20 protein-coding genes and 1 tRNA gene are annotated in these 24523 nt (G+C 74.7%); 15 read left to right on the top strand and 6 right to left on the bottom strand.

Annotation, left to right across the window (positions count from 1 at the left end; all coding sequences use genetic code 11):
• Window positions 1–61: 61 nt before the first annotated feature.
• Genes ACZCAH_RS10875 through ACZCAH_RS10850 form a run of 6 tightly spaced genes read left to right on the top strand, consistent with a single transcriptional unit; the run spans window position 62 to window position 6487 of the window.
• Window positions 62–1168, top strand: a complete 1107-nt coding sequence (locus ACZCAH_RS10875) for a thiamine pyrophosphate-dependent enzyme (RefSeq protein ID WP_464341199.1) — start codon at window positions 62–64, stop codon at window positions 1166–1168.
• Window positions 1165–2148: an alpha-ketoacid dehydrogenase subunit beta gene (locus ACZCAH_RS10870; protein WP_464341094.1), complete on the top strand. Its 984-nt coding sequence runs from the start codon at window positions 1165–1167 to the stop codon at window positions 2146–2148. Before ACZCAH_RS10875 ends, ACZCAH_RS10870 begins: the two co-directional genes overlap by 4 nt.
• Window positions 2149–2177: 29 nt before the next feature.
• A complete protein-coding gene (locus ACZCAH_RS10865) occupies window positions 2178–3653 on the top strand; it encodes a dihydrolipoamide acetyltransferase family protein (protein ID WP_464341093.1) in 1476 nt (491 codons plus the stop codon).
• A gap of 52 nt (window positions 3654–3705) precedes the next feature.
• Window positions 3706–4308: a FluC/FEX family fluoride channel gene (locus tag ACZCAH_RS10860; protein WP_464341092.1), complete on the top strand. Its 603-nt coding sequence runs from the start codon at window positions 3706–3708 to the stop codon at window positions 4306–4308.
• Complete coding sequence (locus tag ACZCAH_RS10855; protein ID WP_464341091.1) at window positions 4305–4709, top strand: fluoride efflux transporter FluC; 405 nt, start codon at window positions 4305–4307, stop codon at window positions 4707–4709. Before ACZCAH_RS10860 ends, ACZCAH_RS10855 begins: the two co-directional genes overlap by 4 nt.
• Complete coding sequence (locus tag ACZCAH_RS10850) at window positions 4706–6487, top strand: copper resistance D family protein (protein WP_464341090.1); 1782 nt, start codon at window positions 4706–4708, stop codon at window positions 6485–6487. The genes ACZCAH_RS10855 and ACZCAH_RS10850 overlap by 4 nt, the downstream gene beginning before the upstream one ends.
• A 67-nt stretch (window positions 6488–6554) precedes the next feature.
• On the opposite strand, the gene ACZCAH_RS10845 is transcribed toward ACZCAH_RS10850, so the two are convergent.
• The 3 genes from ACZCAH_RS10845 to ACZCAH_RS10835 all read right to left on the bottom strand — a co-directional run bounded on the left by ACZCAH_RS10845 (window position 6555) and on the right by ACZCAH_RS10835 (window position 9877).
• Window positions 6555–8015 (bottom strand): flavin-containing monooxygenase, encoded by a 1461-nt coding sequence (locus ACZCAH_RS10845; protein WP_464341089.1) that lies wholly within the window; start codon window positions 8013–8015, stop codon window positions 6555–6557.
• 78 nt (window positions 8016–8093) lie between these two features.
• Window positions 8094–8768, bottom strand: coding sequence for a DUF1345 domain-containing protein (locus tag ACZCAH_RS10840; protein ID WP_464341088.1), 675 nt, complete (start codon window positions 8766–8768; stop codon window positions 8094–8096).
• 95 nt (window positions 8769–8863) lie between these two features.
• A complete protein-coding gene (locus ACZCAH_RS10835; RefSeq protein ID WP_464341087.1) occupies window positions 8864–9877 on the bottom strand; it encodes an N-acetylglucosamine kinase in 1014 nt (337 codons plus the stop codon).
• A 125-nt stretch (window positions 9878–10002) separates the two neighbouring features.
• Between ACZCAH_RS10835 and ACZCAH_RS10830 the strand changes: the two genes are divergently transcribed.
• The 7 genes from ACZCAH_RS10830 to ACZCAH_RS10800 all read left to right on the top strand — a co-directional run bounded on the left by ACZCAH_RS10830 (window position 10003) and on the right by ACZCAH_RS10800 (window position 20228).
• On the top strand, window positions 10003–10995 hold the full coding sequence (locus ACZCAH_RS10830; RefSeq protein WP_464341086.1) for an N-acetylmuramic acid 6-phosphate etherase: 993 nt from the start codon (window positions 10003–10005) through the stop codon (window positions 10993–10995).
• A 96-nt stretch (window positions 10996–11091) separates the two neighbouring features.
• The gene (locus ACZCAH_RS10825) at window positions 11092–12807 is read left to right on the top strand and encodes an ABC-F family ATP-binding cassette domain-containing protein (RefSeq protein ID WP_464341085.1); all 1716 of its coding nucleotides are present in this window, start codon (window positions 11092–11094) and stop codon (window positions 12805–12807) included.
• 88 nt (window positions 12808–12895) lie between these two features.
• On the top strand, window positions 12896–14191 hold the full coding sequence (locus ACZCAH_RS10820; RefSeq protein WP_464341084.1) for an O-acetylhomoserine aminocarboxypropyltransferase/cysteine synthase family protein: 1296 nt from the start codon (window positions 12896–12898) through the stop codon (window positions 14189–14191).
• 60 nt (window positions 14192–14251) lie between these two features.
• On the top strand, window positions 14252–14956 hold the full coding sequence (locus tag ACZCAH_RS10815) for an HAD family hydrolase (protein WP_464341083.1): 705 nt from the start codon (window positions 14252–14254) through the stop codon (window positions 14954–14956).
• The gene (locus tag ACZCAH_RS10810) at window positions 14953–15627 is read left to right on the top strand and encodes an HAD family hydrolase (RefSeq protein WP_464341082.1); all 675 of its coding nucleotides are present in this window, start codon (window positions 14953–14955) and stop codon (window positions 15625–15627) included. The genes ACZCAH_RS10815 and ACZCAH_RS10810 overlap by 4 nt, the downstream gene beginning before the upstream one ends.
• Window positions 15628–15721: 94 nt before the next feature.
• The gene (locus ACZCAH_RS10805; protein WP_464341081.1) at window positions 15722–17638 is read left to right on the top strand and encodes an NHL domain-containing thioredoxin family protein; all 1917 of its coding nucleotides are present in this window, start codon (window positions 15722–15724) and stop codon (window positions 17636–17638) included.
• Window positions 17639–17690: 52 nt separating this feature from the next.
• Window positions 17691–20228, top strand: a complete 2538-nt coding sequence (locus tag ACZCAH_RS10800) for a pyrophosphatase (RefSeq protein WP_464341080.1) — start codon at window positions 17691–17693, stop codon at window positions 20226–20228.
• A gap of 86 nt (window positions 20229–20314) precedes the next feature.
• On the opposite strand, the gene ACZCAH_RS10795 is transcribed toward ACZCAH_RS10800, so the two are convergent.
• Complete coding sequence (locus ACZCAH_RS10795) at window positions 20315–20890, bottom strand: TetR/AcrR family transcriptional regulator (protein WP_464341079.1); 576 nt, start codon at window positions 20888–20890, stop codon at window positions 20315–20317.
• A gap of 468 nt (window positions 20891–21358) precedes the next feature.
• Window positions 21359–21432: transfer RNA gene (locus ACZCAH_RS10790), tRNA-Gly, on the bottom strand.
• 156 nt (window positions 21433–21588) lie between these two features.
• On the opposite strand from ACZCAH_RS10790, the gene dcd reads away from it, so the two are divergent.
• Together dcd and ACZCAH_RS10780 are read left to right on the top strand one after the other, a co-directional pair.
• A complete protein-coding gene (dcd, locus tag ACZCAH_RS10785; protein WP_464341078.1) occupies window positions 21589–22182 on the top strand; it encodes a dCTP deaminase in 594 nt (197 codons plus the stop codon).
• A complete protein-coding gene (locus ACZCAH_RS10780) occupies window positions 22179–23009 on the top strand; it encodes a hypothetical protein (protein WP_464341077.1) in 831 nt (276 codons plus the stop codon). Before dcd ends, ACZCAH_RS10780 begins: the two co-directional genes overlap by 4 nt.
• Window positions 23010–23046: 37 nt before the next feature.
• Here ACZCAH_RS10780 and ACZCAH_RS10775 read toward each other — a convergent pair whose 3' ends face one another.
• Window positions 23047–24417 carry an MFS transporter gene (locus ACZCAH_RS10775; protein WP_464341076.1) on the bottom strand — a complete coding sequence of 457 codons (1371 nt, stop codon included), beginning with the start codon at window positions 24415–24417 and terminating at the stop codon, window positions 23047–23049.
• Between the last annotated feature and the right edge of the window lie 106 nt (window positions 24418–24523).

Raw genomic sequence — 24523 nt, 5'->3', positions numbered from 1 at the left:
TTACGCTCCCGTCGTGAACGTTTTCGCGACGACGATCCCTCCCGTCCCCGAGCAGGAGCCGATGCTCCAGCTCCTCGCCCCGGACGGGACCCGCACCCCGCACGAGCAGCTCGACGCCGTGCTCGAGGAGGCGGGACTCGCCGCCCCCGAGGCCCTGCGCGGCTACTACCGCGACATGGTGATGATCCGGGCCGCGGACCTCGAGGCGACCTCCCTGCAGCGCCAGGGACAATTGGGCCTGTGGGCGAGCGCGCTCGGCCAGGAGGCCGCACAGATCGGCGCGGGCCACGCCGCCAGGACCCAGGACTACCTCGTGCCCACGTATCGCGAGCACGGCGTGGCCTGGGCGCGGGGCATCGAGCCGTGGCGGCTGCTCGAGCTCTTCCGAGGCGTCAGCCACGGCGGCTGGGACCCGCACGAACTGCGCACCCACCCGTACATGATCGTGCTCGGCTCCCAGGCCCCGCATGCCGTCGGCTACGCCATGGGACTGCAGCGCGACGGCCTCGTCGGCACCGGCGACCGCACCGCGGACACCGCGGTGCTCGCCCTCTTCGGCGACGGCGCCTCGAGCGAGGGCGAGGTCTCGGAGTCCTTCACCTTCGCCGCCTCGGTGCAGGCGCCGGTCGTCTTCTACACGCAGAACAACCAGTGGGCGATCTCCGTGCCCACCGCGGTGCAGTCCCGCGTCCCGCTCGCGCAGCGCTCGCGCGGCTGGGGCATCCCCTCGGCCCGGGTGGACGGCAACGACGTCCTCGCCGTCCTCGCGACGGTGCGCAGCGCGCTGGACACGGCCCGTGCGGGGCAGGGGCCGGTCTTCCTCGAGGCCGTCACCTACCGCATGGCGGCGCACACCACGAGCGATGACGCCTCCCGCTACCGGCCCGCCGCCGAGGAGGAGGAGTGGGCGGCGAAGGACCCGATCCTGCGCCTGCGCCGGCACCTCGAGCAGCTCGGCGAGATCGACGAGGCCTTCGTGACACGCTGCGACGACGAGGCCCACGACCTCGCCATGCGGCTGCACCACCACATCCACTCCATGGAGGACCCGGACCCGATCGGCATGTTCGACGGTGCCTACGCGGAGCCCCATCCGATCGTCGAGGCCGAGAAGCAGCAGTACCTCGAGTACATCTCGCAGTTCGAGGACGAGGAGCCCACCCGATGACGACCAGCACCCTCCCGATCGCGAAGGCGATCACCGCGGGCCTCCGCGACGCGATGCGCGCCGACGACTCCGTGCTCCTGATGGGCGAGGACATCGGCGTGCTCGGCGGCGTCTTCCGCGTCACCGACGGGCTGCACGCCGAGTTCGGCGCTCAGCGCGTCGTGGACACCCCGCTCGCCGAGGCCGGCATCGTCGGCACCGCCGTCGGCCTCGCCGTGCGCGGGTACCGGCCGGTGGTGGAGATCCAGTTCGACGGATTCGTCTACCCCGCCTTCAACCAGATCACCACCCAGGTCGCGAAGATGCACAACCGCACCGGCGGCCACCTCCACGTGCCGATGGTCATCCGCATCCCCCACGGCGGCGGGATCGGCGCGGTCGAGCACCACTCCGAGAGCCCCGAGGCGTACTTCGCGCACACCGCCGGCCTGCGCATCCTCGCCCCGGCGACCGCCCAGGACGCCTACTGGATGACCCGCCAGGCGATCGAGTGCGAGGACCCGGTGATCCTGCTCGAGCCCAAGCGCCGCTACTGGATCAAGGGCGACGTCGACACCGATGCCCGCCCCGCCGTCGGCCCCTGGCAGGCGCAGGTGGTGCGCCCCGGCACCGACGCGACCGTCCTCGCCTGGGGCCCGAGCATGCCGCTCGTGCTCGAGGCCGCCCAGGCCGCGGTCGAGGACGGTGTCGAGCTCGAGGTGATCGACGCCCGCTCCCTCGCCCCCGTCGACTACCCGACCCTGTTCGCCTCGGTGCGCCGCACCGGGAGGATGCTCATCGTCCACGAGGCGCCCGTGCTCGGCGGACTCGGCGGCGAGATCGCGGCCCGCGTGAGCGAGGAGTGCTTCTACCACCTCGAGGCGCCCGTGCTGCGGGTGGGCGGTTACCACCTGCCCTATCCGCCGGCGCGCATGGAGCACGCCTACCTGCCCGACCTCGACCGCGTGCTCGACGGCGTGGACCGTCTGCTGCAGCACTGAGCGCGTCGCCGCGTGAAAGGATCCCCGTCATGACCCCTGCCCCGAGCTCCTCCGCGATCGTGCAGATCCTCCTCACCGACCCGGGGGAGGGCCTCACCGAGGCCGAGATCCTCGAGATCAAGGTGCAGGTGGGCGACACCGTCCATATCAACGACCCGGTGATCGAGGTGGAGACCGCCAAGAGCGCGGTCGAGCTGCCCAGCCATGTCGCCGGCACCGTCGTCCGAGTGCTGGTCGCCGTGGGCGACGAGGTGCCCGTCGGCGCCCCGCTGCTGGAGATCGACACCGCGGGCGGGCCCGCCCCGTCGGCCGAGCCGCCGTCGGCCGAGCAGGATCAGACCGCGGAATCGGCACCGGAGCCGGAGTCAGAGACAGTGCAGGAGCCGGCCGCCGGATCCGCGCCCGCGGAGGAGGAGCCGCGCACCCTGGTCGGCTACGGCGCCTCCGCCGCGCCGCAGCGGCGCCGCCGCAAGCGGACCTACGCGGACGCCGACGAGGCGCAGCAGGTCCCCATCGACCGGATCCTCGCCAAGCCGCCCGTCCGCAAGCTCGCCCGCGACCTCGGCGTCGCGCTCGCCGACGTCTTCGCGACCGGGCCCGACGGCACCGTCACCCGGGAGGACGTCCTCGCGGCCCAGCAGCGGGCCATCGCGGGAGCCTCCGGGGCGGGGGAGCTGCCGGGCCGGAGCGGCGGCGCGGGCTCGACCGCCTACTTCCCCGAGGAGTCGCCGCAGGCCCCCGAGGGGCTCGGCGGCGCGATGAAGTCCACCCGCCACCAGCCGTTCGCCGGTGTCACGGCCGACGAGCGCACCACCCGGGTGCCGATCCGCTCGGTCCGCAAGCGCACCGCCGAGGCGATGGTCGCCTCCGCCTTCACCGCCCCGCACGTCACCGTGTTCAACGAGATCGACATGACGCGGACGGTGCGCATCATCGAGGATCTCCGCTCCTCCCGCGAGTGGAAGGACGTCAAGATCAGCCCGCTCGCGGTGATCGCGAAGGCGCTGCTCGTCGCCATCCGCCGCAACCCCGAGGTCAACGCCTCCTGGGACGAGGCCGCGCAGGAGATCGTCTACAAGCATTACGTGAACCTGGGGATCGCCGCGGCGACCCCGCGCGGGCTCATCGTGCCGAACCTCAAGGACGCGCACCTGATGACGCTGCGCGAGCTCGCCGAGGGGATCGACGAGCTGGCCCGCACCGCCCGCGGCGGCCGCACCTCGCTGTCCGACACCCGCGACGGCACGATCACGATCACCAACTTCGGCGTCTTCGGCATCGACTCGGGCACCCCGATCCTCAACCCGGGGGAGTCCGTGATCCTCGGCGTCGGCGCGATCAAGGACAAGCCCTGGGCGGTCGAGGGGCGGATCGAGATCCGTAAGGTCGCCCAGCTCGCGCTGAGCTTCGACCACCGCCTGATCGACGGGGCGCTCGGCGCCGAGCTGCTGCGGGACATCTCCGCGGTGCTCGAGGACCCGGCGCTGGGACTGGTCTGGGGATGAGCGGCCCACGGCCGGAGGGCGGCGTCACGGCGGGCCTCGGTACCCTGTCCCGGTGACCTCGAGCCCCGTCCCTCCGCCGCGCACCCCGCGCCGACATGATCCGCGGATGCACACCGTGGAGATGGCGGCCCTCACGGCGGAGGAGCTCGCCCCGGAGACGACCTTGGGCTCGGGGCCCCTCGCGCCTCCGCTGTCCCCGCTGCGCACCGCCCTGCTGGTGGCCGCGGGCGGCGGGGTCGGCGCCGGGCTGCGCTTCGCGCTGACCGTCCTCGCCCCGACCGTCACCACCCCCACCCTGGTGGAGCTGCCCTGGGCGACTCTGTGGGTCAACGTGATCGGCTGCCTCGGTCTCGGCGCCCTCACCGGTGTGCTCGAGGTCCGTCCCGGACGCCCCTGGATGCTGCCGCTGCTGGGCACCGGCCTGTGCGGGGGGTTCACCACGATGTCCACCGTGGTGCTCGAGGGGTCGGCGATGATCGGCGCGGGCTTCCCGCTCATCGCCTTCGTGTACGCCCTGCTCACCGTGGTGCTGTGCCTCGGCCTCGTGGTGCTCGGCCTCGTGGGCGGCCGCCGCCTCGCCCAGCCCTCCGCGCTGCGCGGGCCCCGACGCCGCGGGTCGACCCTGCAGATCGAGGACGAGGAGGGCGGGGCATGAGCGCCGGCGTCCTCCTGCTCGCCCTGCTGCTGGTCTCCGTCGGCGGGGCGGCCGGATCGCTCGCCCGCTGGGGAATCCGGGTGGGCGGCGCGCGTCTGCAGGCCCGTCGGGGCTCGACCCCGCGCTCGACCCACTGGGCGACCTTCGCCGCGAACGTCGTGGCCTGCCTGCTGCTGGGGCTGATCGTCGCCCGCCTGGGATCTGCGACCGGCTCGCTCGAGTTGCTGTACCTGCTGCTCGCGGCCGGTTTCTGCGGTGGGCTCTCGACGCTGTCCACCGCGGCGCTGGACGTGGTCGAGCTGGCGCGCCGGGGTGCGATCACGATCTCCGTCGCCTACCTGCTGCTGTCCGTCGGATCGGGCATGCTCGCCCTCTGGGTGGGCCTGGTGATCGGCCAGTGACCGCTCCCGGCCTCGCACGACCGGCCCCGCGGACCCTGGTCCTGCTGGTCGTCGCGCTGCTCGCGCTGGCTCTGGTCGCGGTGCTCGCGGCCGACGCCGCCGCCGGCGGCAACCTCGTCCTCCGCGACGCCGGGGTGATCGCGCGCCATGGCGCGCCCGTCGCCGCCCTGATCGCGGATCTCGCGAGCGCCCTCGGCCTCGGCGGCGCGGTGGTCGCCGGCTGGCTGCTGCGCGACGGGGAGGACCGGATCCGGGCGCTCACCGCCGCCGCGATCGCCGCGGGCGTCGCCACCCTCGGCCGGGCCGCAGCGCTCGTGCTGTCCTATGCGGTCGCGACCGGGCAGCCGGTCGGCTCGCCCCGCTTCGGCTCGGACCTGGGCGTCTATCTCGGCACCGAGCTCGGCATCTGGCTCGTGACCGCGCTCGTGCTCATCGCCGCCGCGACCACCCTGGCCCTCACCGGCACCTCCCGTGGCGTCGCCCGGATGCTCGCGGCGGGTCTGCTGCTGGCGACCTTCGCGACCGCGATGACGGGGCACGCCGCGGGGGACGCGAACCACGAGGCCGCGACCTCGACCATGCTCGCCCATCTTCTCGCCGTCGGCCTCTGGCTCGGCGGGCTCGGCGCGCTGCAGCTGCTGCCGGCGCGCTCGCGGGACGACGCCGCGGTGGTGCGCGGCTACTCGCACCTGGCCCTGATCAGCTGGATCATGCTCGCGCTGAGCGGGGTCTGGGCCCTCGCGGTGCGCATGAACGGGCCCGGCGACCTGCTCACGAGCGCCTATGTGCAGCTCGGCGCTCTCAAGATGCTGCTGCTCCTGCTGCTCGGCGGGCTCGGCTGGCTGCAGCGGCGCGCCCTCGCCACCGGGTTCGACGCGGGGGAGGAGGGCCGCGCGGCCGTCACGTCCTATCGGCGGCTGGCCCTGCTCGAGCTGACCCTCATGGGCCTCGCCGTCGCGCTCGCCGCCGCCATGAGCTCCTCCCCGCCGCCGGCCGATGCCGGGGTGCCGCCCGAGGGCACGGCGGGTCTGCTCACCGGATACCCGCTGCCACCGGCTCCGACCCTGCTCGCGGTGCTGACCGCCTGGCGGCCCGATCCCTTCGGGATGATGGTCGCCAGCGCCCTGCTGCTGTGGTGGTGGTGGCCGGGGAGTGCGGCACGGCCGCGCGCGGCGACGCGCCGCCTCCTGGTCGGTGCGGCGCTGCTGGTGCTGCTCACCAGCGGGCCGCTGAGCGTCTACGGCAAGGTCCTGGTCTCCGCGCACGTGCTGCAGCACGTGCTGCTGCTCGGCACCGGCGTGCTGCTCGGCACGGTCCCGGCCCTCGCGGGACCGCCCGGGGTGCTCCGCCGGACGCTCGGCCGACGCCCGCTGCTCGGAGCGCTCGCGGCCGCCGCCCCGGTGGCCCTGCTCGTCGCCGCCTACGCGGGCCCGTTCCTGCGCCTTGCGCTCGACGGGCATGCTGCCCACCTCGTGCTGCAGCTGCTCGCCGGGCTCGGCGGCGTGCTCCTCGCCCTCTGCGTCCGCGCGACCGCTCCGGGGGGAGCCCGGCTGCCGGTCGCCGCGGCACCCGTCCTGCTGCTGCTCGCGGCGGGGACGACGCTGCTGCTCACCGACCATCTGATGGCCGCGAGCTGGTTCGGGGCGACGGGGCGGACCTGGTTCGCCGACGCCCTCGCCGATCAGCGGCGCGCGGGGATCGGAGTGCTGCTCGCGACGGGCCTCGGCGTCATCGCGGCGGTGCTCCTGGTGCGCCGCAGCCCGCGGCGCGGCGACTGAGCCGCAGCCTGGCGGAGGACTCCGCTGAGTTCGGCGGTCGCCTCAGGCACCGGACCCGACCTACGCCTCAGGCGCGGGCGACGGCCTCGAACAGGGCGCGGACGGTCCGCAGGCGCGCGAGCAGCGTCGCGCCGTCGGCCGCGGGCACCAGATCGTCCCCGACATCCCGCGCGCTGCGCGCCGCCTGGCGGGGACGCGCCGACCGGGCGCCGACGAGATCGCCGAGCCGCTCCCGCAGACCGCCCTCGCCCTCGGCGGGCGCGGTCGGCACCGCGGACTCGGAGCCCGCGCGCAGGCGGCGGAACTCGGCCAGGGCGGTCCGGGCGGAGGTGGGCGCGGCCTCGCCGTCGAGGGTGGCCTTCAGCAGGTACGCGGCGAGATCCGCCTGCTGCACGAGGATCGGCAGCGCCGGTCCGGACACCCGCTGCTGACCGAGGAGGACGAGATCGTCACGGCCGCGCGGGAAGGCGCCGAGGAAGAGATCCGGGTCGCCCTGCCCGGTCCGGGGCACGACCTCCGCGGGCAGATGGTCGGCGCCGGTCTCGTAGCCGGTCGCGAGGACCACCAGATCAGCGGCGAAAGAGCGGTGTCCGGCCTTGCCGCGGGGGGCGTCATGGGTGAGGGTGCCGTCCTCCAGGAATCCGGTCACCTCGCCGACCACGGTGATCCGACCCTCCCGGACACGGTCCAGCACGTCGTCGGAGATGATCACCTGGTCCTCGAGCAGGGGTGCCTCGGGCGCGGGCATGCCGACGTCCTGCGGGCGGCCGACCGTGCGGGCGATGACGGTCTCGGCGATGCGGTCGTTGAGCCCGCCGAGCCGCGAGGGCTCGCGCGTGAGGGCCACGTCCCCGGGGCGGCCGGCGATCCGCCGCGGCACCACCCAGTGGCCGGTGCGCATCGACCAGCGCACCTCGAGGGCGCGGCGGGCGGCGTCCACGGCGATGTCGGCGGCGGACTGCCCGGAGCCGACCACGAGCACGCGGCGGCCTTCGAGGCCGTCGGCCCCGGCCCAGTCCTTCGCATGCATGACCTGCACGGACCGCGGGGCGTCGGCGGCCCATTCGGGGCGGTGGGGACGCTCGGAGATGCCGTGGGCGGAGACCACGGCGCGGTAGATCATGATCTCGCCGGTCGACAGCTCGACCTCCCACACCCCGTCCTCGAAGGGACGGGCGCGGCGGACCGCGACCCCGGGCCGGAAGTGCTCGGTGAGGTCGTGGCGGGCGGCGTAGGCGCGGAGGTACTTGCCCATCTGCTCGGGACGCAGGAACTCGGGGTAGGAGACCGGGCGCAGCAGGTCCTCGTACTGGGTGGTGCGGCGGGAGGAGATCATCTCCATCGCGGGCCACACCGGGCTGTCCGCCCGGTCGAGGTCCCAGATCCCGCCGACGTGCTTCGCGCGGTCCACCAGGTCGAAGGGGACCTCGAGGGCCTGCAGCGCCGCGGACACGGCCAGTCCCGCCGGGCCGGCGCCGATGACCAGCACCTTCTCGCGGGTGGGGATCGGGTGGGACAGCTCGGGCATCGGGTGAGGCCTTCCGGGACGGGTGGCGCGGGGGTCGCGGCGGGCGGACGGCGCCATCCTAGTCGCCCCTCCGCCGCCTCAGGTGACGACCGTGAGGACCGCCGAGACGCCCAGGGTGATGATGATGGTGCTGGTGACGTGCGCGAGGATGACGTGCCCGCGCACCAGCGAGCGCGCGGCGGCGGTGCGCGGCCCGAGATCGGAGGGGCCGGCCGAGGTCTGCACCAGCACCGCCCCGTACACGTAGTCGGCGAGCACCCGCTCGGGGACCGGCGTGCCCGCGAGGGAGAAGGCCTCGCCGTAGGCGTCCTCCGCCGCGTACTCGATCGCGAAGGTCACCACCGCGGCGATCCAGGCGCTGGCCAGAGCCCCGATCGTGAGCAGCAGCAGCGCGGTCAGGGAGAGGCGCTCTGGCTGGGTCGCGAGGAGGACGGCGGCGAGGGCGGCGACCAGCAGCAGCTGCAGCACCTCCGACCAGGCTCCCGCGCGGCCCACCAGCCAGCGGTACTCGGGAACACCCCGACGCACCCGGGTGAGCCGGGCTGTCGCGAGCAGCTCGCGGCGCGGCCTGCGGCGGAGTGCGGCATAGGTGAGGACGGCGAAGAGGAGGGAGTAGACCGAGGCGGTGACGATGATGACCACGAGCAGCGGGGCGAGCCGCTCGTCGGGCGGCAGGTCCGGATCCAGCAGGTCGAGGAGCGGGAGGGCGGCGAGGCCGCCCGCGAGCACCGCGCCGAGGAAGGACAGCAGCATCCGCAAATTCTCGGAGAGCAGCCGGCGGCGGGTCCGACGGCGGGCGCGCCGCCGACGGGTGGGACGGGGTGGCGCGGCCGGGGAGTCGGGCCCGGTCATCCGTCGGCCCCGGCCGCGGCACCGGCTGCGGCCCCGGCCGCGAGCTCGCGGGCGAGCAGCAGCGCCCCGGGCACCGCATCGGCCACGGTCGCGACCGAGCGGCCCTCGGCGCGCAGGCCGGTGAGGACCTCCTCGCGGATCGGACCCGGGGTGGCGAGCACCGAGCCGGCGAGGACCACCGGCAGCTCGACCTCGGGGTCCAGGGCCCGGACGGTGTCCCGCACGTGCCGGGCGGCGGTGTCGAGGATCTCGCGGGCCGCGGGGTCCTCGGGCACCGAGCCGGGGACGGCGGCGAAGCGGCCCAGCGCGGCGGGCGCCCCCGCCGGGAGCAGCTCGTCGAGGGCACGGATCAGGTCCTGCCGCGGATCGCCCGTGGGGGAGGGCGGCAGCAGCCCGTCGCGCAGATCGAGGTCCAGCAGGTCGCCGACCCGCTCGGTGAGCAGGGTGCGGCGACCGCGGCCGTCGAGGTCCGCGGCGACGGCCTGCAGGGTGCGGCGGCCGAGCCACACCGCGGAGCCGATGTCGCCCAGCAGCCAGCCCATGCCGTCGCGCCGGGCGATCGCCGCGCGGTCCCGGAAGCGGACGGCGACGGCCCCGGTCCCGGCGAGCACGAGCAGGCCGTCGTCGCCGACGCCGCCGGAGAGGAAGGCGGTGTGCAGGTCGTCGGTGACCAGCAGACGCTCCGTGGGAATGCCGAGGTCGGCCAGCCGCTCGCCCACGGCACGGCGCACCTCCGCCGCGCGCGCCGGACCGGCGCCGGAGATGCCCAGGGCGACCCCGGCGATCCGCAGGTCCTCCCCGAGCTGCCGCCGGCCGTCGTCGAGGACCGCGCGCACCGTCTCCTGGAGGTGATCCAGGGCCGCGGGGCCCGAGGAGCGCAGGTTCCCCCCGGGACCGGTCGCCTCGGCGACCACGCCGCCGCCGAGCGGGGCCAGCGCGAGCCGTGCGTGGGTGGCCCCGACGTCGCCCGCGATCACCGCGATCCGCGCCCCCTGGGTCGTCTCGTCCATCGTCCATCCCTCCCTCGGATTCAGGGACCCATCGTAGGCGGGGCGCCCGCAGGTGCTCCGTCCCCGGGCCCCGCCCGGGAGGCCCACCGGTAGCCTGACGGGGCCGCCCCACCCCTGGAGGATCGATGCCCGAGCAGCCCGCCGCCCCGGACGCCCGCGCCCCCGCGGCGGAGGCCGAGGACGAGGACGTGGTTCGCCTCGACTCGCCGACCGAGGAGCGCCTCGCGGCGAGCGAGGACCTCGACGCCCGCGACGCCGAGGGCATCCTCGGGGTGATCCTCGGCGAGGACGCGCGCGTCGCCGCGGCGGTCCAGGCGCAGTCGCGCCCCCTCGCCGAACTGGTCGAGATCGGCGTCGCGGCGATCTCCGCCGGATCGACCGTGCACTACGTGGGTGCCGGCACCTCGGGACGCCTGGGGGTGCTCGACGCGGTCGAGCTCGCGCCCACCTTCGATGCGGACCCGTCCATGGTCACCGCCCACCTCGCGGGCGGGCCGGGGGCCTTCCTCGAGGCGGTCGAGGGTGCCGAGGACGATGCGGAGGCGGGGGCCGACCTGGTGCGCACCGAGTGCCTCCCGGGGGACGTGGTGATCGGGCTCGCCGCGAGCGGCCGCACCCCCTTCGTGGGCGGGGCCCTGCGCGCGGCCCGCGCCGCGGGGATGCCGACCGCGCTGATCTCCGCGAACCCCCGGGCGCCCCTCGCGGCAGCAGTCGACGTGGCGGTGCTGCTCGACGTCGGCCCGGAGGTGATCACCGGCTCGACCCGGATGAAGGCCGGCACCGCGCAGAAGCTCGCCCTGAACGCCCTGTCGACCGCGATGATGGTGCGCCTCGGCGCGACCTACGGGAACCTCATGGTGCAGGTCCGGGCCACGAACGCGAAGCTCGTCGGCCGCACCGTGCGCCTGCTCGTGCAGGCCACCGGAGCCGAGCCCGCGGCGGCCGAGGAGATGCTGCGGTCGGCCGACGGGGAGCTGCGGACCGCGCTCGTCGCGCTCCTGGCCGGGGCGGACGTCCCCGCCGCCCGGGACGCCCTCGCCCGCTTCCCCCGCGATCCCCGTCGGACCGGCGACCCCGGCGGGATCCGCACCGCCGTCGCCGCGCTCACCGCGCCGTAAATCGCTCGACCCCGCCGCCGCGCACCCCCTACCCTGGCAGCATGTGGATCTGATCAGCCCCCGACCGTCGACGCCGACCCCTCCCGGAGCTGATCCATGCCTGCCCACCCCTTCGCCTCCCCGAACGCCCCCGCGACCCGTGTCGCCGCGGCGCCTCGTGACGCCTTTGCGCCCGACCGGTCGCTGCACCTGCGCGGCGACGGGCTGTCCTTCGCCTTCCCCGATCGTCCCGTGCTCACGGACGTGAGCCTCGTGGTGTCCGCCGGCACGCCCACCGGTCTGCTCGGCGAGAACGGCAGCGGGAAGTCGACGCTGCTGCGTCTGCTCGCAGGAGAGCTGGTCCCGGATCGCGGCGAGCTGCGCGTCCCCGGGCCCGTCGGACTGCTCCGCCAAGACCTCCCCGTCCCCGCCTCCACGACCGTCCACGAGCTGGTCGAGGACGCGCTCGCCCGCTCCCGTCGCCTCGAGCGGGAGCTGATCGCCGCGGGCGAGGCGCTCGCCGCGACCGGTACGGCCGAGACGAACACGGATGCTGCCGCCGCGGAGCGCGAGTACAACCGGCTGCTCCTCGAGGCGACCCTCGCCGACGTCTGGGACGCCGACCACCGGGCCGACGCCGTGCTCGCCGGCCTCGGCCTCGAGGCGCTGCCCGCCGAGCGCACCCTCGGCGCCCTCAGCGGCGGCCAGCGCGAGCGACTCGCCCTCGCCCACCTGCTCATCGCCCGCCCCACCACCTGGCTGCTCGACGAGCCCACGAACCATCTCGACGACGAGGCCGCCGCCTTCCTCACCGCCTCGATCGCCGCCCATCGCGGGCCGGTGCTGCTCGCGAGTCACGACCGGGCCTTCCTCGACGAGGCGACCGCCGCGCAGCTCGACCTCGACCCCGCCGAGAGCCCGATCACCCGGCCCGACGGCGGCCTCACCGCCTACACCGGGGGGTTCAGCGACTACCTGCTCGCCCGCTTCGACGCCCGCGACCGGTGGGAGCACCGCTACCGCCACGAGCAGGAGGAGCTGCGCCGGCTGCGGGAGGTCGCGCGCGACGCCCACACCCTGGGCCGGGAATCGCAGGTGCGCGCCGAGGTGCGGATGGCCCGCAAGTACTTCGCCGACCGCAACGCCGTGCGGGTGTCCCGCCATGTGCGCGACGCCGAGCAGCGTCTCGCCCGGCTCGAGGAGGAGCAGGTGCGCAAGCCGCCCGCGGAGCTGCATCTCACCCACCTGCCCGCGGCCGTCGGCCGGGCCCCCGGCGGCGAGCTCGTGGCGGCGCACGCGGTCGAGGTCGCCGGCCGCCTCGGCCCGACCGATCTGCGCCTCGGGGCGGGGGAGCGGCTCCTGGTCACCGGACCCAACGGCAGCGGGAAGTCGACCCTGCTCGACCTCGTGGTGGGAGCTCTCGCCCCGACCTCCGGCACGCTCTCGCGCCCCCGGGGTCTCCGGATCGGCCACCTCGCCCAGGACGACGAGCCGGTCCCCGGCCGGAGCGTCGGCGAGCACCTGCGGCGGTCCGCGCGACTGGAGGATCCGGACGCCGTGCCCGAGCTGTTCGGGCTGGTCCACCCCCGCGACCTCCCCCGACCGCTCACCGCCCTCTCCCGCGGCCAGCTGCGCCGCGTCCTCCTCGCCGCGGTGCTCCTGGACCCGCCCGAGCTGCTCGTCCTCGACGAGCCGACGAACCATCTCGCCCTGGTCACGGCGACCCGGCTGGAGAGCGCGCTCGAGGACTGGGACGGGACGGTGCTGATCGCCTCCCACGACCGCTGGCTGCGCCGCCGCTGGCAGGGCGAGGTGCTCGAGCTCGGCGCCTGAGGGGAGGGACACAGATGTTCACAGTCCTCGACCGGGGAGCGGCCACGGGTGAGGCTGTGGCCATCGACCACGACCCCAGGAGCACGCCATGAGCGACACCCCCGCGCAGCCCCAGAAGTTCGAGACCCTCGCCATCCACGCCGGCCAGACCCCCGACGGCGACACCGGCTCGCGGGCTCTGCCGATCCACCAGACCACCAGCTTCGTCTTCCCGAGCGCGCAGTCGGCCGCGGACCGCTTCGCGCTCGCCGAGGCCGCCCCGATCTACACCCGCATCACCAACCCCACGCAGGCCGTGGTCGAGAATCGGATCGCCGCCCTCGAGGGCGGCGCCGCGGGCCTGCTGCTCGCCTCCGGGCAGAGCGCGATCTCGCTCGCGATCCTCAACCTCGCGGGGGCGGGCGACTCGGTGGTCGTCTCCCCGAGCCTCTACGGCGGCTCCTTCAACCTCTTCAAGCACACCCTCCGCCGTCTCGGCATCTCCCCGCAGTGGGTCGCGGACCCCACCGATCCGGAGTCCTGGCGCGCCGCCGCGGACGAGACCACCCGCGCCTTCTTCGTCGAGTCCATCCCGAACCCGCAGCAGGACATCCCCGACCTGCGGGCCGTCGCGGACGTCGCCCACGAGGTCGGCGTCCCGCTGATTGTCGACAACACCGTCGCCACGCCCTATCTGCTGCGCCCCCTCGAGCACGGAGCCGACGTGGTGGTCCACTCCGCGACGAAGTTCCTCGGCGGCCACGGCACCTCCATCGCGGGCGTCATCGTCGACGGCGACAGCTTCGACTTCTCCGCCGACCCGGCGCGGTTCCCGCAGTTCAACGAGCCGGACGAGTCGTACAACGGCCTGGTCTTCGCGGGCCTGCCCGCCGCCTTCGCGACCCGCGTCCGCACGAACCTGCTGCGCGACCTGGGCCCCGCCGTCTCGCCCTTCAACGCCTTCCTCATCGGGCAGGGTCTCGAGACCCTGCCGCTGCGCATGGACCGCCACCTGGAGAACGCCCGCGCCGTCGCCGAGTTCCTCGAGGCCGACGACCGGGTCGGGACCGTCACCTGGGCCTCCCTGCCGTCGTCCCCGCACCACGGGACCGCGGAGCGCTACCTTCCGCGCGGCGCGGGCAGCGTCCTCGGCTTCGAGCTGCCCGGCGGCATCGAGGCCGGTCGTCGCTTCGTCGACGCCCTCACCCTGCACTCCCACGTCGCCAACATCGGCGACGTGCGCAGCCTCGTGATCCACCCCGCCTCCACCACCCACTCGCAGCTGAGCGAGGAGGAGCAGCGCGCCGCGGGCGTCGCGCCCGGCTTCGTGCGCCTCTCCGTCGGCCTCGAGCACATCGACGACATCCTCGCCGATCTCGAGCGGGGTCTCGCCGCGGCCGCCTGAGCGGAGAGCGCCGCGGCCGGGTTCGTCGCGGGCGGGGAGCGTGGATACGCTGGGGGCATCATGAGCACCGAGCCCGCGCCCCTGCCCCCGTCGCCGCTGGACACCTGGCCGCCGAGCTGGTCGCCCGCCGCGGTCGTCTTCGACTGCGACGGTCTGCTCGTGGACACCGAGGGCCAGTGGGTCCAGGTGCAGGACGCGTACCTCGCCCGGCACGGCACGGCGCTCGACCCGACGTTGCGCCGCGCCCTCACCGGCCGCGCCGCCGAGGTGGTCGTCCTGACGATCGCCGAGGCCGTCGGCCGCGCCCCCGAAGAGGTGGTGCGGGACCTGCTCGCCGAGCACCGCCGGCACCTCGAGGACGAGCTCACCCCCTTGCCCGGGGCGCTGGAGACCGTGCGCGCGGCGGCGGACCGGGTGCCCGTGGCCATCGCCTCCAACTCGCCCCGCGAGATGCTGGACCGGAAGCTCGCCGGCCTCGGACTCTCGGACCTCGTCGACGCGAGCATCGCGATCGAGGACGTCGCCGCGCCCAAGCCGGCTCCGGACATGTACCTCGCCGCAGCCCGCGCCCTCGGCGCCGATCCCGCCGACTGCCTCGGGCTCGAGGACTCCGAGACCGGTGCGCAGGCCGCCGTCGCGGCCGGGCTGCAGCTGATCGCGGTGCCCTCGATCCCCGGCCAGGAGCCGCTCGCGCCCCGCCGGCTCGACTCGCTCGCCGATCCCGCGCTCGCCGCGTGGATCTCCACCTGGGAGGTGCGCCGATGACCGTCCCCGCCCGCTTCGCCGCCGTCTTCGGCGACTGGACCCCGCGCGCCGTGGTCTTCGACTGCGACGGCCTGCTGCTGGACACCGAGTCGGTGTGGCAGCGCGCCCAGGACACGGTCGTCGCCGAGATCGGCGCGGTCCTCACCCCCGAGGACGACGCCCTGCTGCACGGCTCGACCATCGAGGTCGCCGGCGAGATCCTCGCCGCCCGCGCGGGCCGCGAGGAGGCGCAGGTGCTCGAGGCGCTCCACCGCGAGTTCGACCGCGAGCTCGCCGGCGGGATCCGGCTCATGCCCGGGGCCGCCGATACGCTCGCCCGCGCGAGCGCGAAGGTCCCGCTCGGCTGCGCGTCCAACTCCTGGCTCGAGGCGCTCGAGCACAAGCTCACCGCGGGCGGGCTGCGCGAGCACTTCACGGTGCTCGAGGCCTCGGACACCGTCGAGCGCGCCAAGCCCGCCCCCGACATGTACGCCGCGGCGGCCGCCGCCCTGGGCGTCGACCCCGCGGAGGCCCTCGCCCTCGAGGACTCCGGCACCGGGGCGCAGGCCGCCCGCGCCGCGGGGCTGCGGCTCATCGGGGTGCCCACGCCCGGCGCCCCGGCCCCGGTCGCCGAGCTGACCCTCGCCGCCCTCACCGACCCGGATCTGGCCGCCTGGATCGACACCTGGTGACATGCCGCCGCCCGGGCGACCCGCCCGGGCACGGATGTCCACCCATGTCACCTCAGTTCGCCACCGCGAGCCGGTGCGGTGTTCACTGGACCCCATGACCACTCCGATCGACCCCTCCGCGCCCCTCGCGGCCCGCGCCCACGGCTCCGCCCTCACCGGCCGCGGCTGGCTGAACACCGGCGGCGCGGAGCTCTCCCTGGAGTCGCTGCGCGGCAAGATCGTGCTGCTGGACTTCTGGACGTTCTGCTGTGTGAACTGCCTGCACGTGCTCGACGAGCTGCGTCCCCTCGAGGAGAAGTGGGCGGACGAGCTCGTCGTCGTCGGCGTGCACTCCCCGAAGTTCGAGTTCGAGAAGGACCCCGACGCGCTCGCCGCGAACATCGAGCGCTACGAGGTGACCCACCCCGTCCTCGACGATCCCGAGCTGACCACCTGGTCCGAGTACGGCGCCCGCGCCTGGCCGACCCTGATGGTGCTGGACACGCAGGGCCGCATCGCCGGGAACCTCTCCGGCGAGGGGCACGCCGCGAACCTCGACGCCCTCGTCGGCCGGCTGGTCGCCGAGGCCGAGGCCGACGGCGCCCTGCGCCGCGGGCCCGCCCCGACCGTGCTCACCGAGCGCGTCCCGCAGACCCTCCGCTTCCCCTCGAAGCTGGTCACCCTCCCCGACGGCCGCCTCGTGGTCTCCGACGCGGGGCAGCACCGGCTCGTCGTCTTCCAGGCCGACGGGGCCACCGTCGACGAGATCATCGGCACCGGCACCCGCGGCGCGGCCGACGGGGACGGGGCCGAGGCCTCCTTCGCGGAGCCCAACGGCGTCCTCGCCCTGCCGCTCGAGGTCGCCGCGGAGGTCGGCTACGACCTGCTCGTCGCCGACACCGCGAACCACCTCCTGCGCGGGGTGAAGGTGGGGCAGGACCGCCTGCTGCGCTCCCGCACCGCGACCGAGGTCACCACCGTCGCCGGCACCGGCGCGCAGTGGATGCAGGGAGAGGCCCTGCCCCGCGGCGAGGGCGACGCCCGCTCCTACTCCCTCTCCACCCCCTGGGACCTCACCTGGTCCCACGCCCTGAACCGGGCCGTGATCGCCATGGCCGGGATCCATCAGCTGTGGACCTTCGACCCGGTCACCGGGGCGCTGCTGGTGCTCGCGGGCACCACCCAGGAGGGGCTCGTCGACGGGCCGGCCGTGACCTCCTGGTGGGCGCAGCCCTCGGGCCTCGACGAGCTGCCCGACGGCCGCATCGTCATCGCCGACTCGGAGACCTCCGCGGTGCGCGTCCTGGACCCGCAGACCATGCGGGTGGCGACCCTCGTGGGGCAGGGCCTGTTCGACTTCGGCCACGTCGACGGCCCCGCCGACGTCGCCCGCCTGCAGCATCCCCTCTCGGTGACCGCGCTGCCGGACGGCCGCATCGCCGTCGCCGACACCTACAACGGCGCGATCCGGCTGATCGACGAGGGCGACGGCTCGGGCCCCGCCGCCGTCGTCACCGTCGCGACCGACCTCGACGAACCGTCGGCCGCGATCGTCGGTCCGCCCGTGGACGGGATCGGCCAGCTGATCGTCGTCGAGTCCGGAGCGCACCGCGTCACCTGGGTGCCCGTCGCCCCGGCCGCCGAGCGGATCATCGACGAGGGCGCCCAGCGCTCCGAGCGTCCCGCGACCGAGGTGGGCCCCGGCCCGCTCACGGTGCGGGTGCTGTTCACCCCGCCCGAGGGGCACAAGCTCGACGACTCGCTCGGCCCGTCCACGCAGGTCACCATCTCGACCACGCCCGCCTCGATGCTCACCTCGGGCGGGGGAGTCGACACCGCGCTCGAGCGCACCCTCGAGCTCGATCCCGCCTATACCGAGGGAGTGCTGCACGTCAGCGCGCGCGCCGCCTCGTGCGACGCCGATCCGGCCGTCGAGTTCCCGGCCTGCCACATGCACCAGCAGGACTGGGGGGTGCCGATCCGCATCGTGGAGGGCGCCCCCACCACCCTGGACCTGTCCCTGCTGGCCTGAGACCCGGTCCCGCGACCGCCCTGCCCGCGCCCCACCGTCGGAAGACTGCTCCGTGGATCTGATCACGCAATTCCCCCTGGGCGACGACCTCGCCGTGACCCTCCTCGTCCTCGCGGCCCTTTCGATCGCCGCGCTCGTGCTGGGGACCGTGGTCCCCGCCCGGCTCCGCGGCGCGGAGGAGGCCGACGAGATCGACGGGGAGCTGGGCCGACGGATCGGCCAGCAGCTCTCGGCGGCCGGCTGGCTGCTGCTCTGGGTGGGCGTGCCCGCCCTCGGCCTGCTGTGGCTGGTCCCCGGGACGACCGATGACCGGCTGCTGCGCTCCGCGATGCTGCTCGCGGGCCTGCTGCTCGGCCCGCTGGCCGCGTGGCGGGGCCTCGCGCTGCAGCTCGCGGCGCTCGTGCTGCCCGAGGAGCGGCGCACCGGGCTGATCACCCGCCTCGGCGCGCTGTCCGTCGCCGGGGCGCTCGCGCTCGCGGTGCTCCCGGTGACGCTGATCCTGTGGTTCCTGCAGGAGGGCGGCTCCTCGGCGCTGATGTCCCTCGCGGCGGGAGCGGCGCTCTCCGCGCTCGCGATCCGCGTGACCCTCGCCCCGTCGGAGGCCGCGGCCGCCGCCTCCGCACTGCTGGTCGGGGTGGACGAGAACGACCAGACCACGGACGACGCCGAGAACCTCGGCGGCCCCCTGCTGCGCACCGCCGGGATGCTCCGTCGCGGCGCCGGGTTGAGCGCCGACCTCGTCGCCCTGACCACGGCCGGCGCCGCCCTCGGGGTGATGCTCGGCGTGCCGGTGCTCGCCGCCGAGGGGATCCTCGTGGTGCTGCTCGCCCTGGGCACCGCGCTGCTGGCGACCGGCGCCGTGGCCCTGCTGCCGCTGCGCGCCGACGAGATCGGCCAGGAGGCCGACGCGATCCGGCTGCGCGGTCTGATCCCGGCCGGGCTGGTGCTGGTGGGCCTCGTGGTCGCCGCCGCCCTGTGGCTGCCCTCGGCCTATCAGGACCTGCGCTTCGCCCACGTCGGCATGGACATGTTCACCGATCCCGCGATCGCCGGCTCCGAGCCGGTGGCCCGCGACGCCCTCGAGGAGCAGATCCTGCCCGCCGTCGAGGACATGAGCCAGTGGGTCTCCGCGACGGACGACGGCCGGGACGCCGGTGCCTTCCTCGACGTCCTCACCCTGTACACGATCTCCCCGAGCGCGGTCACCGCTGCGGCGCTGGGTCTCGGCGCGATCGTCGCGCTCGCCGCGGTGCTGCTCCTGGGCGGGAGCGCCCAGCGCAACGGCGGCACCGTGCTGCGGGCCGCGCGCACCAGCCGCACCGGCGGCGCGCTCGGCCTCGCCGCGGGTCTCGGCTCGACGGCGCTCGCCGCCGCGGGCGTCCTGGCCGCCGCGGTGATCGTCGCCGGCGTGATCAGCGTGCTGAGCGGCGGTGTGCCGGGCCTCGCCCTCGCGCTCCTGGCCCAGTCCGGGCTCGCCGCTCTGGCGGTCCTCGCCTGCTTCTCCGCCTCCCTGTTCGCCCCGGCCCTCGGGGACCGTCCGGAGTCTCCGCGCACCCTGCGGGAGGCTTCCGCCGCGGCCCCCGTCGGCCCCCACGGCGCCCTCCTCGTCGCCGCGGCGATGATCGGGGTGACCGCCGTCGGCCCCGTGGTGACCGCGTTGCAGGTCGCCGCCCGCGGCGCGACGGTGTGGGAGGACCGCGCGCTGCACGCCCTCACCCCGCTCTCGCTGACCGTCCTGGGCGGCCTCGGGGTCGGGGTCATCGGGGTGCTCCTGGTGACGGCGTCGCTGCTGGACGCGGTTCGACGCCTCGGCGCCGACGCGGTGGTCATCACCCGCGCCGCGATGCTCGAGGACCGCGACCGGGCGGACCTGCCCGATCTCGCCGAGACCCTGCGCCGCGCGACGCTCACGCCCCTGGTCGTGCTCGTGCTGCTGCCGGTCGTGGCCGCCTTCGGGCTCGGCCCCGCCGCCCTGCCCGGCGTCGTGGTGGGCGGGGTGCTGACGGCGGCGGCACTCGGCCTGTGGTCCCTCGGCGCCGCCGGCACCCTCGAGGGCGCCGAGTCCGTGATCGCGCGCGGCCGCTACGGCGGACGCGCCTCCTGGGGGCACTCCGGGGCGCTGACCGCCACGGTGCTGACGGGGATCCTGCGCGCGGTGCTGGGCTCCGTCGCCGCGCCCGCGCTGCTGGTCACCTCCGCCGTCTCCGCACTGCTGGTGAGCGGTGTGGTCGCGCTCTCGACCGACGGCACCGATCCGTACCTGCGGCTCGGCATCGCCGTGATCGCACTGCTGATCATGCTGGTGTGCTGGGTCGTCTCCGCGACCGCCCCCGAGGTGGACCTGGAGGACGGCCAGGAGCAGGTGGCCCGCCCGCTGTTCGCCCGTCCGGACGAGGAGACCGAGGCCCCGCTCGAGGCGATGGACTGGGAGGACGAGGACGCCGAGATCGAGCAGGTGGCCGTCCCGGTGCGGACCGCGCCGAAGAAGCCCAAGCGCCGGCAGCGCCGCACGCAGGAGGCGGCTGCGCGGAAGAAGGCGGAGTCCGAGGAGGACTCCGAAGAGGACTCAGGCTCCACCGACGAGGACTGAGCTCCGCCCTCACGAGCCGAGGCCCCCTGCGCGCGACCTGCGCAGCAAGGGGCCTCGGAGCGTTCCGGGGGCGGGGGAGCGTGGGCTCAGGCGGCCGCGCCGAGGGAGCGGAGCACGAACTCCTGCAGGGCGCCCGGCGGGATGCGGCGGGCGCTCGAGCCGACCAGCAGCGAGTTGATGATGCGCACGGTCGCGTCGACGTCGAGGTCGTCGGCGAAGTCCCCGCTCGTGATGCCGTCGCGCACGATCCGGCGCAGCACGTCCTCGATCATCACCACGTGCTCGCGCATGCGCTGCGCGGTCTCGGGACTCAGCTGCGTCTTCCCGGTGGTGTGCGGCATGTGGAAGGACACCGACAGGTCGAGCTGGGTGCGCACGTAGGCGAGGACCGCATCGCGCGGGGAGGCGGTGTCGCTCACGCCCGCGCGGAGCTGCTCGATGTAGTCGGCGGTCTCGTGCACCGCGTACTCGACCAGCAGCGTCTCCCGGTCGGGGAAGTGGTTGTACATCGCCGTGCGGCCGACGCCGGCGGCTCCGGCGATCTTCGAGAAGGTGACCGACTCGAAGTCCTGGGTCTCGAGCAGCTCCGCCAGCGCGGCGAAGATCTTCTCGCGCGTGCGCTCGCGATGCTCCTCGAGGGACCCTCCGATGATCTTGGGCATGCCGCATTCTTGCACCGAGGGGAGCAGGTGTCAGCATGGATCTGACAGACCTGAGGCGCGCGCCACGTCCCCTGCCCCCGCCGGGCCTGCCTGCGCCGGGCCTGCCCCCGCCCCGCCGCCTGCCCTGCCCCGCACCCTCCGCCTGCCCTGCCCTGCCCCGCCCCGCCTCGTCCGCTCCGCCTGCCCTGCCCTGCCCCGCCTCGTCCGCTCCGCATGCTCTGCCCTGCCCTGCGCTGCCCTCCCCTGCCCCGCTTAGTCCGCTCCGCATGCCCCGTCCGCCCGACTGAAACTCCGCGCGTGGCGTGACCTCAGGCCACCACAGGGATTGAGGTCACGCCTGGCACGGAGTTTCAGCAGCGGGGCGCCGGGAGACAGGACTCGCGGCCCAGAAGGGAGGCGGGCGCGGCCCAGACGCTCGGCCGCAGACGGCAACGGCCCGGCGATCCGTGGGATCGGCCGGGCCGGGTCTGGAGCGGGTGACGGGAATCGAACCCGCGCTGTCAGCTTGGGAAGCTGAAGTTCTACCATTGAACTACACCCGCGAAAGGCGGTCCCACCTGCGAGGAGATCCTTCTCGAAGGGCTCCGGTCCAGGAGGACGCGAGTCAGCATACCCTCCCGTCGGCGTGCTCCGCGAACCGGGACCCGGAGGTGGGACGTCCTGTCCGCTCCCGGGCGACGCCGGATAGGCTGGGTGCCGTGCTGCTGAGCGACCGAGACATTCGTGCCGAGATCGAGGCCGGGCGCGTGCGCCTGGAACCCTTCGAGGAGGAGATGGTCCAACCCGCGTCCGTCGACGTGCGGATCGACCGCTTCTTCCGTCTGTTCGACAACCACAAGCACGCGATGATCGATCCTGCCGTGGAGCAGGCCGATCTGACGCGCGAGGTCGCCGTCGCGCCGGACGACGCGTACATGCTCCATCCGGGCGAGTTCGTGCTCGCCTCGACCTATGAGCAGATCTGCCTGCCCGATGACATCGCGGCGCGCCTCGAGGGCAAGAGCTCCCTGGGTCGCCTGGGCCTGCTCACCCATTCGACGGCGGGGTTCATCGATCCCGGTTTCCGCGGCCACATCACCCTCGAGCTGTCGAACATGGCCACGCTCCCGGTCGCCCTCTGGCCCGGGATGAAGATCGGTCAGCTGTGCTTCTTCCGCCTCTCGAGCCCGGCAGAACGCCCCTACGGCAGCGAAGGCAACCTCAACCGCTACCTGGGTCAGCGGGGGCCGACCCCCTCGCGCTCAGCCCAGAACTTCCATCGCACCCGGATCCCCGTGGAGGACGGACAGTGACCCCCGCCGACGCCGCCCCGGCCCTCGTCGATCAGCGCACCCGGCATCGCCTGCAGCTTCCCCGCGACACCGCTCCGCAGGACGTCCTGCTGATGGTGCGCAACGTGCGCCCCGGCGCCGAGCTCGACGACGAGGGAGCGATCGACCTGGGGGAGGGGGCCCGCCTGGTGCCCGACCGCTCACCGCGCGGGGCCGGACGCTGGACCCTGGACACCCTGCGGGTGCGCGAGGAGGCCGACGGGGAGCAGCTCGTCGACTCCCACGGCTACGGCCGCGCCTTCCCGGACGGTCTCCCCTTCGGACCCGAGCGCCGTGCCCTCGACCTCGCCTGGTCCCTCGGTCGCCGGCTCTACGGCGCGGTCGTGACCGACGGCGGCACCCGCCTCGAGCCCCATCCCTTCTCGGTCCGCGACCTCACCGTGGTGAGCACGCACGCCCTCGCCCCCGAGTCCTTCGCCCAGCTGCTGGCGCCGCTCGAGCCCGAGGCCGAGCTTGACCGCGCCCCGGAGGACTCCCTCCGCGCGGGCTACAGCCTGACCGTGCCGCTCGAGGCGGGGGACCGGCTGGAGATCCGCGTCGGCCGCGGCGGCCGGCACAGCGCCCTCGCCGCCATCAGCTGGCAGGCGCAGGCCGTCGACTACGAGCTGGTGCACCTCCCGGCCGACGACGAGGAGGACGCCCTCGAGGCCCCGGACGCCGAGACCGCCGCGCGGTGGTCCGCCGCGTACCGGCGCATCGGGCTGATCGCCGGGCTGCTCGTGGAGACCGTCGGCGGCTACGTGCTGGATCTCGAGGGCTTCCTGGTGGACCCGGCAGATCTCGCCTGATCCCGCCTGATCCCGGCCCGCTCCGGCGCGGCGCCGCTCAGACCCGCGCGGCCGGCCGTCCGGCGGCTCCGAGCCGGATCGGCAGGAAGGCCACGAGTCCGATCGCCATCACCAGCACGATGCCGAGGATGCCCGAGCGGGTGTCCTGGAAGACGGCGACCGTGATCGCGAAGGCGGCGGTGCCGAGGAAGCCGAGCGCCCGGCCGGTGGTCGCGTAGAGGCCGAAGTTCTCGGTCTCGCGGCCCGGCAGGGAGAGGCGGGTGAGCAGGTTCCGCGAGGCGGACTGCACGGGGCCGACGAAGAGGCAGATCGCCAGGCCCGCGGCCCAGAACACGACGGTCGCGGAGAAGGCCAGCACCACCAGCCCCAGCGCGATGATGCCGAGGCAGCCCGCGATGATCACCGGCCGCGGCCCCACCCGGTCGTCGACGCGTCCGCCGAGGAACACCCCGACGCCGGCGACCAGGTTCGCGGCGATGCCGAAGATGATCACCTCGGTCGTGGAGAACCCGTAGGCGTTCGCGGCGAGGACGCCCGCGATCGAGAAGACGGCGCCGAGCCCGTCGCGGTAGATCGCGGAGGCCACCAGGTACTGCAGCATCACCGGCTCCTCCTTCACGGCCCGGATCACGCGGCGGATGATGCTCGCGTAGCCCTGCCAGGGGGTCCACCGCTGCTCGGGGGCGGTGGCGGGGTGCCGCGGCGCCCAGATCATCAGCGGCAGGGTACCGATCAGGATCCAGGCGGCGACGAAGAGCGGGATGGCGCGCAGGTTCCAGCCGTCCTCGGCCGGGAGACCGAGCAGGCCGGTACCCGGCATCACGAAGAGCACCAGCACGAGCGCGAGGCACACGATCGAGCCCCAGTAGCCGACCGCCCAGGCGGTCCCCGAGACCCGGCCGCGATTCTCCGGGGTCGAGATCTCGGGCAGCACCGAGTTCACGAACACCCCGGCGAGCTCGCTGAACACCACGGCGAGGGCGATCAGCACCGCGCCCAGGACCAGGAAGTCGCGGTCCAGCGCCACCAGCGGCATGAGCGCGACGACCGCGACGGTGCCGAGGGTGGTGACGCGCAGCAGTGCGTTGCGGGCGCCGCCGCGGTCGGCGAGGTTGCCGAGCAACGGCGCGAGCAGGGCGATGGCGATCGCCCCGATCGACTGCCACGTCGTCAGCACCTGCGATCCGTGGTCCTGGGCGGCCTTCCGGGCTGCCTCGCCGACGACACCCTCGGCGGCGACGCCGCTCGCGACATAGGTGGCGAAGACGAAGGTGAGGATCACGGAGCTGAAAGCGGACATGCCGCCGTCCCAGGCCGAGAAGGAGGCGACGGCGCGGCGCATCTCGCGGGGGGAGAAGCGGGCGGAGAGCGGGGTCCCGGGGTCGGCCGGGGCCGAGGAGGTGGCCATGAGGTCACTGTACGGAGCGCCGGGGGTGAAGAGTCCAGAGGAGTCCAGTGGAGTCCAGACGAGTCCAGTGGAGCCCAGACGAGTCCAGTGGAGTCCGGGGGAGTTC

It is taken from the genome of Brachybacterium sp. B718/18 (assembly GCF_055454375.1).
This window is presented reverse-complemented; position numbering and strand designations above follow the sequence as displayed.

Coding starts and splice junctions, on each gene's coding strand:
- ACZCAH_RS10875 (WP_464341199.1), top strand. CDS start 62: ATGCTCCAGCTCCTCGCCCCGGACGGGACCCGCACCCCGCACGAGCAG.
- ACZCAH_RS10870 (WP_464341094.1), top strand. CDS start 1,165: ATGACGACCAGCACCCTCCCGATCGCGAAGGCGATCACCGCGGGCCTC.
- ACZCAH_RS10865 (WP_464341093.1), top strand. CDS start 2,178: ATGACCCCTGCCCCGAGCTCCTCCGCGATCGTGCAGATCCTCCTCACC.
- ACZCAH_RS10855 (WP_464341091.1), top strand. CDS start 4,305: ATGAGCGCCGGCGTCCTCCTGCTCGCCCTGCTGCTGGTCTCCGTCGGC.
- ACZCAH_RS10845 (WP_464341089.1), bottom strand. CDS start 8,015: ATGCCCGAGCTGTCCCACCCGATCCCCACCCGCGAGAAGGTGCTGGTC.
- ACZCAH_RS10840 (WP_464341088.1), bottom strand. CDS start 8,768: ATGCTGCTGTCCTTCCTCGGCGCGGTGCTCGCGGGCGGCCTCGCCGCC.
- ACZCAH_RS10835 (WP_464341087.1), bottom strand. CDS start 9,877: ATGGACGAGACGACCCAGGGGGCGCGGATCGCGGTGATCGCGGGCGAC.
- ACZCAH_RS10830 (WP_464341086.1), top strand. CDS start 10,003: ATGCCCGAGCAGCCCGCCGCCCCGGACGCCCGCGCCCCCGCGGCGGAG.
- ACZCAH_RS10825 (WP_464341085.1), top strand. CDS start 11,092: ATGCCTGCCCACCCCTTCGCCTCCCCGAACGCCCCCGCGACCCGTGTC.
- ACZCAH_RS10820 (WP_464341084.1), top strand. CDS start 12,896: ATGAGCGACACCCCCGCGCAGCCCCAGAAGTTCGAGACCCTCGCCATC.
- ACZCAH_RS10815 (WP_464341083.1), top strand. CDS start 14,252: ATGAGCACCGAGCCCGCGCCCCTGCCCCCGTCGCCGCTGGACACCTGG.
- ACZCAH_RS10810 (WP_464341082.1), top strand. CDS start 14,953: ATGACCGTCCCCGCCCGCTTCGCCGCCGTCTTCGGCGACTGGACCCCG.
- ACZCAH_RS10805 (WP_464341081.1), top strand. CDS start 15,722: ATGACCACTCCGATCGACCCCTCCGCGCCCCTCGCGGCCCGCGCCCAC.
- ACZCAH_RS10795 (WP_464341079.1), bottom strand. CDS start 20,890: ATGCCCAAGATCATCGGAGGGTCCCTCGAGGAGCATCGCGAGCGCACG.
- ACZCAH_RS10775 (WP_464341076.1), bottom strand. CDS start 24,417: ATGGCCACCTCCTCGGCCCCGGCCGACCCCGGGACCCCGCTCTCCGCC.